Genomic DNA, 13922 nt, shown 5'->3' on the forward strand with positions numbered 1-13922 from the left:
GCAGGACGGCGATCGCGAGTCGCCGTCGTACACCGGTCGCGACCGGGCTCGGAACCTGCTCGACACGGGCGAACACCGTCGCGACCAGTGCGGTCAGCGTCAGTGCCACCACCAGCCAGAGGGGCCGTCCGAGCCACCACCCGAGGCTGTCCGGCGCGGGGAGGACCATGCCGGTCGTCAGCGCGAACACGGCGGACGCGCCGGCCATGGCGAGGAGTACCGGCATGTGCCAGAGGTAGATCGTCATGGCGCGACGGGTGACGAAGTCGGTCACGAACGCGATCCGGCGACGCGCGCTCAGCCGAGTCAGTCGTTCGCGGACGAGCGACAGCAGTGCCGTGTGGGCGACCCCGACGAGGAGCAGCGCCGCGGTGGGCGGGTTGATGTTCGCGATGAGGTCACTGGAGTACACGCCGGTCCACCACGTGAGCACGAGGACGACGACCGCCCCGACACCGGCGAGCGCCCGGACACGCCGGCTGAGCGCACCGATCGAGCCGTCCGCCAGGAAGAACCCGAGTTGCTGGAGCGCGGTCCAGACGAGGACGAGGTTGATGAATCCGAGGGCGTCGAGACCGGTGGTCGCACGCAGGACGTCGACCAGCACGGCCGTGGTGGCGAGCGACACGATCGACGGGAGCGGTGCGCGCTCGTGGGCGGCGGCGAGCGCAGGCAGCAGTGCCTGGCAGAGCAGGAAGACGCCGAGGAACCAGAGTGGCTGGCCGAACCGGAAGCCGGCCATGGCGACGAGGTCGGCGGGGACACCGGCCACGGTCAGCATCGTGAGGGCAGCTCCAACACAGCTGATGGTGACGACCGCGGGGAGCAACAGGCGATGGAGCCGCGCGGCGACGAACGCCGAGGCCGGCGCGCCGTGCGACCGGTGGCGTCGATACGCGAGCAGGCCGGCGAACCCGCCGATGACGAAGAAGAGCGGCATGACCTGGAGGATCCAGCTGAGCGGGGCGATCCAAGCGGTGCCGTCACTCGCGTTCTCGAACACGGGACCGGCGGAGGTCACCGTCACGCCGACCATCATCGCGTGCAGGACGACGACACCGACGATGCAGCAGGCACGCACGAGGTCGATGCCGCGGTCGCGTTCGCCCCTGGTTCGATCGGGCCCGGTGCGGACCGGTCTGGCGCGATCGGTTCTGGCGTTGATCGGTGCTGCGTGGGTGATGGCCATGACGGTCCTCCTCGGTGATGTCCGAGGAGGTTATGAACGCGGCACCCGAGGGCACATCACCCGGCGGTGTCGTCGCGCCCCGTACCCAGGGGTGAGGCGCCGACGCGCGGGGTCCGGGTCAGGACGGGGCGACGAGTCCGGTGTCGTAGGCGAAGATCACGGCCTGCACGCGGTCGCGCGCGCCGACCTTCGCGAGGACCTTGCCGACATGGGTCTTCACGGTCTGTTCCGCGATGAACAGGGTCGCGGCGATCTCGCTGTTCGACCGCCCATGGCCGATGAGGACGAGCACCTCGCGCTCGCGCTCGGTGAGCTCCGCCAGCCGCGCGGCGCCATGCGAGGCTCGAGGCTTCTGCGCGGCGAACTGCGCGATCATCCGCCGGGTGACGCTGGGGGCCAGCAGTGCGTCACCGGCCGCGACCACCCGCACGGCGTGCACGAGGTCCTCGGGCAGCGCGTCCTTGAGGAGGAAGCCGCTCGCCCCGGCCTGCAGGGCGTCGTAGACGTAGTCGTCGATGTCGAAGGTGGTGAGCATGATGATGCGAGGGACCTTCGCCGCCGGGTAGCCCGGGCCGAGGATGCGCTTCGCCGCCTCGATGCCGTCGAGCTCGGGCATGCGGACGTCCATGAGGATCACGTCGGGGTCGAGGCGTGCGGACAGTTTCACGGCTTCCGCGCCGTTCGCCGCCTGACCGGTCACCCGGATGCCCTCGTGGGCGTCGAGGAGGGCACCGAACCCGGCGCGGACCATGGCCTGGTCGTCGGCGATGAGGACGTCGATGGTCACGGGCGATCCTTCGTGGAGACGGGTCGAGAGGGGGACGAGGGTGTCGAGGTCCGTGGCTCGGACGACACGGCGACCGGCAACGTGGCGACGACGCGCCAGCCACCCTCGCCGTCCGGCCCGGCGCTCAGGCTACCGCCGAGGAGTTCCGCACGCTCCAGCATGCCGCGCAGGCCGTGTCCGGCCCCGTGTTCACCAGCCGACCGGGACGCTCCGTTGTGGATGCGCAGGTGCACCGCGGCGTCGTCGACCCGGACGTCCACGGCGACCGGTGCGCCGGGCGCGTGCCGTACCGCGTTGCTCATGCCCTCCTGGACGATGCGGAAGGCGGCGATCTGCACAGACGGCGGGACCTCGGCGCCGTCGGTGTCGGTCACCTGGAGGGTGATGTCGGCGCCCACCCGGCGCAGGCTCTCCGCGAGCGCCGGGAGATCGGCGATGCCCTGCTGCGGCGTCAACTCGGCCACCTGATCCTCGGTCCGCAGGACGCCGAGCAGGCGACGCATCTCCACGAGCGACGCCCGGGCGGTCGCTGCGATGTCGTCGAACTCCGCCGTGGCTTCGTCCGCGAGGCCGGGCACCCGGTACTTGGCGGTCGAGGCCTGCACCTGGATCACGGACATGCTGTGTGCGACGACGTCGTGCAGCTCGCGGGCGATCCGCGTGCGCTCCTCGACGAGCAGCCGCCGCGACTGCTCGGTGGCCGAGACCTGGCGCTCCCGGTTGAGCTCCTCGCCGATGCGCACGCGCCCGGAGACGAGGAGCGCGACGAGGAACGCCACGGCAGCGATGGAGGACGCGACGATGAGGTCGGCGGCCATGGCGGTCGGGTCGGCGGCGGACGGCACGAGCAGCGCTGCGACGAGTGAGCCGGCGATGTTCACGAGCAGGGTGATGAGCCCCGGCAACCAGCCGTGCAGGAAGGTGACGGCCCCGACGAGGACGGCGAACGCGATGAGCGCGGGTACGGACCACGGCCACGGCCAGACCGGGTCGTGATCGGCCGAGGCGATGAGCGGGAGCACGAACGCGGCGGCGGCGAACAGCGCGATCGCGACGCGCGGAAGGACCACGGAGAGGACAGGTGCCCCGCAGATCGCGGCTCCGAGGAGGAACGACGCCGGGAGCACGGTGCCGTAGAGGAGGCTCTGGATCGGCACGAGGACACTGAGCAGGACAACTCCGACGCCCGCGAGGACGATGAGGATGACGGTCCGACGAGTGATGCCGGGCGACGTGCGATCCATGGTCGTCATTCTCCCACCAGCACCAGGACGGGGTGGTCGTCCGCCTCCGCCTCCTCGGTCCCACTCGCCCCGGCAGCGGCCTCCGAGCGCTCGCGACGACGACGACGCGCCGCTGCGACCCGGTCGACGACGAGACCGAGGACGAGCGCCACGGCGACCCCGATGACGGAGCTGAGGAACGGCTGGTCCTCGAAGAGCTTCCCGGCCACGACGCCGATGAGCGCGCTGTAGGCGGCCCAGGTCACGCCACCGATGACGCTCAGGGGCAGGAAACGACGCCACGGGTACCGGAGGGCACCCGCCGACATGTTGACGGCGACCCGTCCGACGGGGATGTAGCGCGCACCCAGGATGAGCGGCGCGCCCCGCCGGCCGAGGGTCCGCCCGGCCCGGTCGAAGGCCGCGGCGATGCGCGGACGCCGCATCCAGGCGAAGCGGGTCGTGCCGACGCCACGGCCGATGAGGTAGGCGAGGTTGTCGCCGATCGCCGCCCCCACCGCCGCGACGGCGCAGAGCAGCAGGAGGTTCGACCCACCGGTCGAGACGGCGACCGCCGCGGCGGCGACGAGCACCGTCTCGCTGGGGATCGGCGGGAAGAAGCCGTCGATCACGGCCGCTGCGAACATCACCAGGTAGAGCCATGGTGAGGTCACGGCGCCGAGGATGAGTTCGTTGATGACGTCCATGCTCCGACGCTACGAAGCGGACGGACGCCGGGCATCACCCTGGGGTATCGACCACCCCCTACCGCGGTGGTGTCCTCGGCAGGGGACGGTCGACCGCGGGGGCCGTCCGGGACTACTCGACGACGGCCGGGACCTTCGGCTCGGCGTGCCCGCGCGGGGCGAGCGCCTCGTGCGTGCTGATCTCGTACGCGTTCTCCGCGTGGAGGGCGACGTCGAGCCCCTGCGCCTCGGTCTCGGCCGACACCCGGATGCCCATCGTCTTGTCGAGGACCTTGGCGAGCACCCAGGTGATGGTGAAGGTGTAGGCGAAGACGGCCACGATCGCGAGCGCCTGCTTGCCGAGGAGGAGGAAGCCGCCGCCCGCGAGGAGTCCCTCGCCGCCGCTGGGCGCGAGCGGCACCGCGAGGACACCGATGAGGAGACCCCCGACGACGCCGCCGACGAAGTGGAGGGCGGTGACGTCGAGGGCGTCGTCGAAGCCGAAGCGGACCTTGAGGCTGACGGCGAAGTAGCAGACGACCGCGGCGGCGGCGCCGATCGCGAGCGAGCCGAGCGGGGTGACCGCGCCGCAGGAGGGCGTGATGGCGACGAGTGCGGCGATCGCACCCGAGCAGGCGCCCAGCGTGGTCGGGTGACCGTCGCGCAGCTTCTCGACGACGAGCCAGACGATGACGCCGGCGCAGGTGGCGGCGACGGTGTTGAAGACCGCGACGGCGGCGTTGTTGTCGGCCGCACCGAGGGCGCTGCCGTCGAAGCCGATCCAACCGACGAAGAGGAGTCCGGCGCCGAGCAGGGTGAGCGGGAGGCTGTGCGCCTTGGGCTGCGAGGGGAAGCCGTTGCGCTTGCCGAGGACGATGGCGAGTGCGAGGGCGGCGACCCCGGAGTTGACGTGGATCGCGGTGCTGCCCGCGTAGTCGATCGAGCCGATCGTGTTGGCGAGCCACCCGCCCTGCACGCTGCCGTCGGCCGAGTCGAAGGCGAAGACCCAGTGCGCGACCGGGAAGTAGACGAGCGTCGACCACACACCGGCGAAGACCATCCACGCGCCGAACTTCATCCGACCGGCGGCCGCTCCCGCGACGATCCCGATCGTGAGACCGGCGAACATCAGGTGGAGTGCGGCGAGCGCCAGCGGCGGCAGCGTGCTCCCCTCCGGCGCGACGAGTAGTTGGCCGAGGCCCGGGTACTCGGTCGGGTCGCCGACGAGTCCGAGGCCGCCGATGCTGTCACCGAACACCATCGAGTAGCCGAAGGCCACCCAGAGGATCCCGACGAGACAGAACGACGCGAAGATCATCATCATCGTGTTCATGGTGACGCGACGGCTGACCATCCCGCCGTAGAACATGGCCAGGCCGGGCAGCATGAGCGCCACGGCCACCACCGCCGTCAGGAGCCATGCCGTGTTGCCCGCGATTGCAGCCGTGTCCATCCGGACCTCCAGGGTTCGCGCGGGATCCGAAACGGACGACCGCATTTTCAATAGGTCATCCAATTGTCACGATGACCGGTTTCAATGCAGTATCGAATTCGTTTCGTGTTCGTTACGGGATCAGCGGAGCGGGCACCCTCTAGCGGTCACGACGCGCCATCGGCAGATCAGCTGGCCGCGAGGTCAAGTTGGAGCGCAGCCCGCTCGACGTCGGTGAGTGCAGCGCGGTCGACCAACAGGCTGTGGAGGGTGGCGGAGGCGGTGCGCCGCGCGAAGGCCCTGATGCGGTCCGTCTCGCTCGCACCCTCGGCGGCCTCGACCGGCGGGTACTGCGCGGCGATGTCGCCGGAGCCATAGCGGTAGGCCTTCTGCATGCCCTCGTTGGCGTGGAGTGCCGCCGCTGCCGCCCACTCCGGCGTCTCGCTGCCGCCGAGGACGAGGGTCCCCTGCTCGACCCCGTCGCGGATGAGTCCGGCGATGAACGTGAACAACGTGCGGTAGTCGTCCCAGAACGACGCGAGGTCGTCGGGATGCTCCGCTGCGAGCCGCTCGATCTCGTTGTAGTCGAAGGGCGCCTCGCAGATCGCGACGCCATCCTCGTAGAGGACGCGGTAGAGCTTCGCGGGAACCTCAGCCTCGATCGGACCGAGGGCTTCCGCGGCGCCGACCGACTGGCGGTTCGAGGCGGCGGTCGCCCGCAGCACCTCGCGCTTGTTTGCGAACCAGTAGTAGAGCGAGGACTGCTTCATCCCGCACGCCTCGGCCAGCATCGTCATGCTCGTGCGCTCGTACCCGCGCTCCGCGAACAACCTGGTCGCGACCTGGATGATCTCCTCACGAGGATCCTCAGCGGCGATGCCGCTCGCGCGAGGACGACCGGGCGATGCTCCTGTGCGGCCGGCCATCGATCACCACTCCCTGCTCGCGGACACCTCCACCAATCCTACGGGCGGGCAGGACGGCTCACCTCTCGGCCAGCAGCTCCCGCATGGCCGCCCCGATCACGGCCGTCTCGGCCGCACGCACGCCAGGCCGCCCCGCGACATGGCCGAGGTCGGACTCGATCACCCGCACCTCGCTCCGACGCATCATCGCCGACTCCAGGACGTTGTCCTCGACGGTGAAGTAGAGGTCGGTCGACGACGGCATGACGATGCTCCGCGCGCGCACACCCCCGAGGGCCGCGGCGAAACCGCCCTCGACCCCTCGCCCGGGATCCGCCCGCTGCCAGGTGCACAGCATCGCGAGCAGGTCGTTCGCGTCCCACCGCTCGTGGTCGGCCGCCCAGTCCTCGAGGAGGTCTGCGACGTCGGCGTACCCGAGCTCACGGTAGGTGCCGTCGCGGAAGAACGCCTGCGAGTAGGCCCACCCCGCATACACCGTCCCGAATGCGCGGAGTCCGGCCAGCGGCGGTGTCGTGTAGCGGCCGCCATCGAAGGCCGGATCTGCCCGGAGCGCCGCCTCGACACCCGCCAGGAAGACGGCGTTGTGGGGGGAACACCGCGCGGCACCGGCGACGGGGAGGAACGCGTCGACGAACTCCGGGTACCGCACCGCCCACTCGTACGCCTGCAGCGCGCCCATCGACCAGCCGGCGATCAGCCGCCAGCGACGAACACCGAGGTGCTCGGCGAGCTGCCGTTGCGCACGGACGTCGTCGCCGATCGAGACCTCGGGGAACGCGGCACCGCGCACCTCCTCAGCCGCGTTCGACGGCGACGTCGAGACGCCGTTGCCGAACAGGTTCACCGAGACGATGAACCAGCGGGCCGGGTCGAGCGCCCGGCCCGACCCGATCCACGGCTCGTAGCTCGCGTGTGTCCCGGTGTAGTAGCTCGGGAGCAGGACGGCGTTGTCGCCGTCGGCGTTCAGCGCGCCCTGCGTCGTGTACGCGAGCCGCGCCTCCGGGAGGTCCGCGCCGGACTCCAGCGCGAACCTCCCGAGGTCGAGAACCTGGTGCATCGGGATCAGAAGAACTTCAGGTAGCGGGCGGTCTCCCAGTCCGACACGTGCGCCTGATACTCGTTCCATTCCTGGCGCTTGTAGTCGATGAACGCGTCGTACATCGCCTCGCCGAACACGGCACGCGACAGCGAGTCGGTGGCGAACTCGTCGACCGCCTCGCCGAGGCTGCGAGGCAGCATGCCGATGCCGAGCTGCGCGACCTGTGCCTCGGTGTAGTCGTACATGTTCTCGGTGTGCGGCGCTCCCGGGTCGAGGTCCTCACGGATGCCCTCGAGGCCCGCGGCGAGGATGAGTGCCGCCCCGAGGTACGGGTTGCAGCTGATGTCGGCCGCCCGGCACTCCACGCGCCCACCCTGGAGCGGCACGCGGAGCATGTTCGTCCGGTTGTTGTTGCCGTAGCTCACGAAGACCGGCGCCCAGGTGGAACCCGACATGCTGCCCTGACGCACGAGCCGCTTGTAGCTGTTGACCGTCGGCGCGATGACCGCCGAGAGTGCCGGCGCGTGCTTGAGGACACCGGCGATGAACTTGTAGCCGAGCTCCGAGATGCCGCAACCACGCGGGTCGTCGTCCGTCTCGAAGAGGTTCTCGCCGGTCTCGATGTCGGCGAGCGACATGTTGAAGTGCGCACCCGACCCGCTCCGGTCGGCGAACGGCTTCGGCATGAAGGTCGCGAAGTAGCCGTGCTTGCGGACGATCTCGTTGGCCATCAGCCGGAAGAACACGGCGCGGTCGGCCATGGTGAGCGCGTCGGAGTAGTTGAAGTCGATCTCGAACTGCCCCGGGGCGTCCTCGTGGTCGAACGAGTACACGCCCCAGCCCATCTCGGTCATCGCCTCGACCAGCTCGGTGAGCCAATCGAGGTTGTCGAGCGCGGCGGTCGCCGTGTAGCAGGGCTTCGCGAGGTCGTCGCGGTCGCTGACCTCGGCCACGCCCTCCGGGGTGTCCTTGAGGACGAAGAACTCGGTCTCGATCCCGAGGTTGAAGGTGAAGCCCATCTCGGCCGCGGCATCGAGCTGGCGCTTGAGGATGTTGCGCGACGCCGCCTCGAACGGCTCGCCCTTCGTGTAGAGGTCGCTCGCGAAGAAGGCGACGTCCTTCCGCCACGGCAACTGCACGGCGCTGTCGAGGTCGGGACGGGCGGAGAGCTCCTCGTCGCTGATCGCCTGCGGGAGGCCGTCGAGCGCGGCCCCCGTGAAGAGCTCCGATCCCCCGGCCATGCGCTCGAGGTGCGACAGCGGGACGAACTTGGTCTTGATGCTGCCGTGCATGTCCACGAAGCTCGCCATCGCGTACTTGACGCCGGCCTCCTGCAGTCGGGCGCGGACGGACTCCACGGTGGTAACGGTCTCGACGACGGTCATGGGATGCTCCTCCGGTTGCGTCGCTGCCTCGCCGCGACTGATTTCGATATTGTATTGAAAGTATGCGTGGGTGGAGTTTCGATGCAGTGTCGAAAATGTTTCCGGGGTGTGAACCCTGCGCCGAGGTGCACTGGAACGCCGAACCGGCGCCCGTCGCGAGTGCGAAGGACGCCGGTTCCGGGAGTCGTGGTTACGGAACGATGACCGCACGCCCGCGGATCGTGCCCGCGTGCAGGTCCTCGTAGGCCTTCGGGGCGTCGTCGAGCGAGTACGGCTGCACCTCGACGTCGACCTTGCCCGCCTTCGCGAGCTCGAAGACCTCGATGAGCTCGCTCCGCGAACCCCAGTACGGCACGCGCACGGCGGCATCGTAGGCGATCGACCCGAAGCCGACGGTGGCCGAACCGCCACCGATGCCGACGATCGTCACGTCGGCCTCCATGGCTGCGACTGCGGTGGCCGTGGCGATCGTCGGGTTGGCGCCGACGAAGTCGAACACCGCGTCGACCCCGACCCCGCCGGTCAGCTCGCGGATCTTGCCCGCGGCTGACTCGTCGCTGATGAGCGTGACGTCGGCGCCGACGTGCTTCGCCAGCTCGAGCTTCTCGTCGCTCACGTCGAGGACGATGACCGTCGCGCCGGAGAGCGCCTTGAGCATCTGGATGCCGACGTGACCGAGACCACCGGATCCGATGACGACGGCGAAGGTTCCGGCTCCGAGCTTCGGCAGGCTGCGCTTGATCGCGTGGTACGGCGTGAGGCCGGCATCGGTGAGCGACACGTTCTTCACGGGGTCGAGGTCGCCGATCGGCACCAGGTGACGCACGTCGTCGACGATCATGTACTCGGCCATCGAGCCCTGGCTGCCGAGTCCGGGAGGACGGATCCCCTCGGCGACGGCGTTCGTGCAGTAGTTCTCCTTGCCCTGCGAGCAGTTCAGGCAGTGACCACAGCCCCACGGTCCGTAGACGGCGACCGCGTCGCCGATCTGCAGGCTCGTCTCGACACCCTCACCGAACGACTCGATGACGCCGGCGCCCTCGTGTCCGAGCGTGAGCGGCAGCGGGTACTGCTGCGCGAGGTAGTCCTCCTCGGGGAGGCTCATGACGTAGTCGTCGGAGTGGCAGACACCGGCGGCGGTGACCTTCAGGAGGATCTCACCCGGCCCCGGTGTCGGCTTCTCGATCTCGACGACCTCGGGGGCCGAGCCGATCTTCGTGTACCGCAGTGCCTTCATGGTGAGACATCCTCCTCGAGCGTCGGAACCGCACGCCGCAGTCGCTCACTAAGCGACGTGTGTCAGATAAGTCTGACCGTTCCAGTATGCGCCTCGATCCGGCGGCCGGCACCCCGTTGACAGCGCCCTGGCACCGACACCCGTCAGCGTGGCTCCCAGGCCAGGACGACCTCGAGGAGCTCAGCTCGCGACAGCCCACTGTCGACCTGGAGGACCGGTTGCGGCAGAGTCACGAGCCAGGCCTCGTGCGACGCCCGACTCCGGCCGTCGAACGCAGGGTCGTCGTAGCCGCTCGCCCATTCACGGAACTCCCGCCACGCACGGTCGTCATGCGGTTCGCCGGCCCGCCGCTCGATCTCTCGGGCCTCCAGACGCCGCAGCCGCTCCGCCGGATCGAGGGTCACGAAGACGATCGCGTCGCATTCGGCGACGATCTCGTCACCCCAGCCGGACATCGAGCCCGACAGGACCCAGGCCTCGCGCGGTACGAACAGCTCGCGCATGAGTTGCACCCGCTCCGCGTCAGAACGCTTGGTGACATAGGGCGGGTCGGTCGGCACCCAGAAGTAGTCGTCGGCGTCGGCGTGCGGGACGGACCAGTGGTCGGCGAGCGCCCGCCCGAGCGTGGTCACGCCACTGCCACTCGCACCCATCACGTGCACTCTCGATCGTCGCATCCGTCCATTCTGACCGGTCGGACGCGGACGAGCTCAGGCGCGGTCGTGGAGGGTCAGCTGGTAGCCGTCCGGGTCGGCGAAGGTGAAGGTGCGACCGAACGGGCCGTCGATCGGCGCCGAGACGATCGTGTGGCCGTCGGCGACGAGGGCGTCGTGGATCTCCTGGACGTCCGTGGAGTGCAGCCAGATCGCCGCGCCGATCCCAGGCTGGGGTGCGGAGGCGAGATCGGTTCCGGGGACGATGTCGCGCAGGGCGAAGGCGGTCGGCGACGTCTCGAAGACGACCGCGTGCGGCGGGCCGGCCTGCGAGCGGACGAGGCCGAGGTACCGCTCGTAGAACGCCTGCGAGGCGTCGAGGTCGGCGACCTGGAGGGAGATGAAGTCCGGTCCGGTGACGGGCATGATGTGCGTCCATTTCTGTCGTGTCAGTTATCTGACACACTCAGCCTATGTCAGAATACTGACATGAGTCAAGACGGGATCGAACTGGACACCTCGCTGGGGTACCTCCTGAAGGAGGCGTCGAGCGCACTCCGCTCAGCCATGGAGGCGGTGCTGCGGCCACTCGGCATGACGATCACGCACTACTCCTGCCTCGAACTCCTCACCCAGCGACCTGGGCTGTCGAACTCCGAGCTGGCCCGCGGCGCCTTCGTCACCCGACAATCGATGAACGTGCTCCTGCAGGCCCTCGAGCGCGACGGCTTCGTCAGCCGCCCCGAACAGGCTCCCGTCGGCAAGGCGCTGCCGACCCGGCTCACGCCGCTCGGTCGTGAGCACCTCGCGCAGGCGACCGCTGCCGTGCGATCGGTCGAGGTCAGGATGCTGAGCGGCCTGACCGCCGAGCAGCAACGGGAAGCACTCGTCGTCCTGCGCAGCATGATCCGATCACTTCGCGACGACGAGCGCTGAGGCACCCGTCAGTCGGTGATGGGAAGGGTCTCCACGAACGCCTGGATCCGGTCCGCCACAGCGACCGGGACCTGCCAGGCCGTGAAGTGCGCCCCGCGATCCAGTTCCGTCCAGCTCCGGATGTCGCTGTAGGCCCTTGCCGCGTAGGAGCGCGGGAGTCCGCGTTCGCCCGTCTGCACGGCGACGGCCACGGGCACCTCGATCAGCGGGAGTTCGGGCTGCTTGGGGTGGTCGCGATACGGCCGGAACGATGATCCGATGCCCTGCGTGAACCAGTACAGCGAGACCGTGGTCAGCAGCTCGTCGTCGGTCCACCAGGTGCCGTCGCCCGCCCACGCGAGGAGCTTCTCCGCGATCCATGCGGCGAGGCCCACCGGCGAGTCGTGCAGGGCCGTCGCGAGGATCTCGGGCCTGGTTGCCTGCACACGGGCATAGGCGAGACCGCGAGCCCACTCCTGGTCGTGTCGATCGAGCCAGTCCTGCTCCTCGGCGGTGAGGTCGCGCGCTCGGGACGCCGACGGGAAGGCGGCATGCGTCGCGAACTGACCGATGACCGACTCGGGATGGAGCGCCGCAAGCCAGTCGCTCGTCGTCGACCCGACGTCCTCGCCGTAGGTGAGGTAGCTCGCGTGCCCCAGCACCTCGGTCATGAGTGCGTGCATGAGTTCGGCGACCACCGGGCCGGTGAACGGCCGGTCCACGAGGGGCGCTGAGAACCCGTACCCGGGCAGGGATGGGACGACGACCTCGAAGCCGAGTGTCCGGCCGTCGCCGAGGTCGACCGTGCGTCCTGCGAGTTCCCTCGCCAGCGGCAGCATCTCGATGAAGGAGTACGGCCAGCCGTGGAACGCGATCACCGGGACCGTCACCGTGACGCCGTCCGGTGCCGGTAGCCGCGCGACATGCAGCCGCTGCCCGTCGACCTCCGCCTCGAACTGCGGCACATCCTGAAGTTCGCGTTCGATGCGCCGCCAGTCGAAGCCGTCCCGCCAGTGGTCGACGAGCGACCGCAACCGGTCGAGCGAGAGGGCGCTCTCCTCGTCGGCGTCACCGATCGCGGCGGGGAGGCGAACCGTGTCGAGTCGCCGCCGCAGGTCTTCGAGGTCGGCATCGGGCACCTGGATCCGGAACGAGCGCATGCGGTCGACGCTAGAGCAGACGTCCGACAGGGATGAACGATGCGCAGCGACGGTGTGTGACCACGACGCCCTGGTATCATTTAGCTATAGCTAATGATCGGAGGAGTCGATGAGTACGCTGATTCGGGACACGATGAGCGCTGCGGGGACGAGCGGGGCCGAACTGGCTCGGCGCCTGCACGTCACGCCTGGGGCGATCTCGCAGCTCTTGAAGTCCGAGGAGGACGCGACGATCAAGCTGGCATCGCTCGAGCGGGCACTGCGCGCCCTGGGGAAGGACATCGTCATCAACGCGGTCGAGTCGTCATCACCCGCCGCTCGGTTCTCGCCCGCCGGGGTCTCCCAGGCGATGAGCGACGCACTCATCGAGGGAGATCGCACCTTCGCCCTCCGCCTGCTGACGCAAGCGGCGCAGAAAGTCGCAGTCGAGCCCGACCTTGCGACTGATCCGCTGTTCGCCAGACCTCCAGAGCAACTCCCGGACACCGGATGGGACACCCTGTTCCGGGCCCATTACGGCCGAGCACTGCCTGATGCGCTCACCGCACGATGGCCCGAGCTGACGCCGCTGCCCGAGCCATGGTTCGTCTCCCAGTTCGACAGCCTGCGGGAGCGTGCGCGCACCCGCTCGCCGGAGCACTTGCGGCGCCTCAACATCTTCATCGACGAGCAGAGCCTGAGCCGCGCGTGAGCCGTGAGCCGCAGTTGGATCCAGGTTTCGTCCGCCAGTTGATGCGGGAGCTCCGGACCTCCTAACGAACCGGAAGAAGCAGATCGCCGTCAGGCGCCGGATCAGTCGCCAAGCGGGCGTGCAGCTCGACATCGAAGCGATCGTCGCCGTACGCGAGCTTCTGCCGTTCGATGCCCTCGGGGAGGAAGCCGGCCCGTGTCGCGACCCCGCAGGACGCAGGGTTGTTGACCCGATGCCCCAGCTCCAGGCGGAACAGCCCCTCGCGGAATGCGTGATCGGCGACCGTCCTGACCGCTCGCGTCGCGAGACCGCCGCCCCGCGCACCCCTGATCAGCCAGTAGGACAGCCAAGCTGTGGAGTGCCGACGGTCGATCGCGGAGACACCGACGTTGCCGACCACCGAACCGTTGCGGACGATCGCCCAGTTGAGTCGGGACTCGGAGGAGGTCAGCGCGCGCTCGATGAAGTGGACGGCGTCCTGGACCGTCGACAGGTCCGCGTCGCCGAATTGCGGAGCCAGGTCGACGTTCTCGACGTAGGCGGCTTGGAGGGACTGCGCATCGTCGGCGTCCCACGGGCGCAAGAACGTGTCGACCATG

At 69.3% G+C, this 13922-nt stretch carries 14 protein-coding genes and 1 pseudogene; 2 read left to right on the forward strand and 13 right to left on the reverse strand.

Annotated elements, in window-relative coordinates; genetic code table 11:
- Positions 1 to 79: 79 nt before the first annotated feature.
- The 11 genes and pseudogenes from ACQ3HE_RS10240 to ACQ3HE_RS10290 form a co-directional block, all read right to left on the reverse strand.
- A pseudogene (locus tag ACQ3HE_RS10240) lies at positions 80 to 1189 on the reverse strand (acyltransferase family protein); the annotation flags it as partial.
- A gap of 118 nt (positions 1190 to 1307) precedes the next feature.
- Positions 1308 to 1976 carry a response regulator gene (locus ACQ3HE_RS10245; protein WP_430892585.1) on the reverse strand — a complete coding sequence of 223 codons (669 nt, stop codon included), beginning with the start codon at positions 1974 to 1976 and terminating at the stop codon, positions 1308 to 1310.
- Entirely contained in the window at positions 1973 to 3220 is a 1248-nt protein-coding gene (locus tag ACQ3HE_RS10250; RefSeq protein ID WP_430892587.1) for a sensor histidine kinase, read from the reverse strand. The genes ACQ3HE_RS10245 and ACQ3HE_RS10250 overlap by 4 nt, the downstream gene beginning before the upstream one ends.
- Positions 3221 to 3225: 5 nt before the next feature.
- Positions 3226 to 3906: a DedA family protein gene (locus ACQ3HE_RS10255; RefSeq protein WP_274499047.1), complete on the reverse strand. Its 681-nt coding sequence runs from the start codon at positions 3904 to 3906 to the stop codon at positions 3226 to 3228.
- Positions 3907 to 4018: 112 nt separating this feature from the next.
- On the reverse strand, positions 4019 to 5338 hold the full coding sequence (locus ACQ3HE_RS10260; RefSeq protein WP_430892589.1) for an ammonium transporter: 1320 nt from the start codon (positions 5336 to 5338) through the stop codon (positions 4019 to 4021).
- 167 nt (positions 5339 to 5505) lie between these two features.
- Positions 5506 to 6243, reverse strand: coding sequence for a TetR/AcrR family transcriptional regulator (locus ACQ3HE_RS10265; RefSeq protein WP_430892591.1), 738 nt, complete (start codon positions 6241 to 6243; stop codon positions 5506 to 5508).
- 58 nt (positions 6244 to 6301) lie between these two features.
- Positions 6302 to 7300, reverse strand: coding sequence for an alpha/beta fold hydrolase (locus ACQ3HE_RS10270; protein ID WP_430892593.1), 999 nt, complete (start codon positions 7298 to 7300; stop codon positions 6302 to 6304).
- A 5-nt stretch (positions 7301 to 7305) separates the two neighbouring features.
- Positions 7306 to 8667, reverse strand: coding sequence for a type III glutamate--ammonia ligase (gene glnT / locus ACQ3HE_RS10275; RefSeq protein ID WP_430892595.1), 1362 nt, complete (start codon positions 8665 to 8667; stop codon positions 7306 to 7308).
- Positions 8668 to 8857: 190 nt separating this feature from the next.
- A complete protein-coding gene (locus ACQ3HE_RS10280; protein WP_430892597.1) occupies positions 8858 to 9904 on the reverse strand; it encodes an NAD(P)-dependent alcohol dehydrogenase in 1047 nt (348 codons plus the stop codon).
- Between the two features lie 143 nt (positions 9905 to 10047).
- On the reverse strand, positions 10048 to 10581 hold the full coding sequence (locus ACQ3HE_RS10285) for an AAA family ATPase (RefSeq protein WP_430892599.1): 534 nt from the start codon (positions 10579 to 10581) through the stop codon (positions 10048 to 10050).
- A 33-nt stretch (positions 10582 to 10614) separates the two neighbouring features.
- Complete coding sequence (locus ACQ3HE_RS10290; RefSeq protein WP_430892601.1) at positions 10615 to 10983, reverse strand: VOC family protein; 369 nt, start codon at positions 10981 to 10983, stop codon at positions 10615 to 10617.
- Between the two features lie 63 nt (positions 10984 to 11046).
- Here ACQ3HE_RS10290 and ACQ3HE_RS10295 point away from each other — a divergent pair, with 63 nt between their 5' ends.
- Positions 11047 to 11493: a MarR family winged helix-turn-helix transcriptional regulator gene (locus tag ACQ3HE_RS10295; RefSeq protein WP_430892603.1), complete on the forward strand. Its 447-nt coding sequence runs from the start codon at positions 11047 to 11049 to the stop codon at positions 11491 to 11493.
- Positions 11494 to 11501: 8 nt separating this feature from the next.
- On the opposite strand, the gene ACQ3HE_RS10300 is transcribed toward ACQ3HE_RS10295, so the two are convergent.
- A complete protein-coding gene (locus tag ACQ3HE_RS10300) occupies positions 11502 to 12632 on the reverse strand; it encodes an epoxide hydrolase family protein (protein WP_430892605.1) in 1131 nt (376 codons plus the stop codon).
- 109 nt (positions 12633 to 12741) lie between these two features.
- Between ACQ3HE_RS10300 and ACQ3HE_RS10305 the strand changes: the two genes are divergently transcribed.
- Positions 12742 to 13323 carry a helix-turn-helix domain-containing protein gene (locus tag ACQ3HE_RS10305; RefSeq protein WP_194599801.1) on the forward strand — a complete coding sequence of 194 codons (582 nt, stop codon included), beginning with the start codon at positions 12742 to 12744 and terminating at the stop codon, positions 13321 to 13323.
- A 61-nt stretch (positions 13324 to 13384) separates the two neighbouring features.
- On the opposite strand, the gene ACQ3HE_RS10310 is transcribed toward ACQ3HE_RS10305, so the two are convergent.
- Positions 13385 to 13921: a GNAT family N-acetyltransferase gene (locus tag ACQ3HE_RS10310; RefSeq protein WP_430892606.1), complete on the reverse strand. Its 537-nt coding sequence runs from the start codon at positions 13919 to 13921 to the stop codon at positions 13385 to 13387.
- Between the last annotated feature and the right edge of the window lies 1 nt (position 13922).

The organism is Plantibacter auratus (assembly GCF_050587365.1).
In the GTDB taxonomy this organism is placed as follows: domain Bacteria; phylum Actinomycetota; class Actinomycetes; order Actinomycetales; family Microbacteriaceae; genus Plantibacter; species Plantibacter auratus.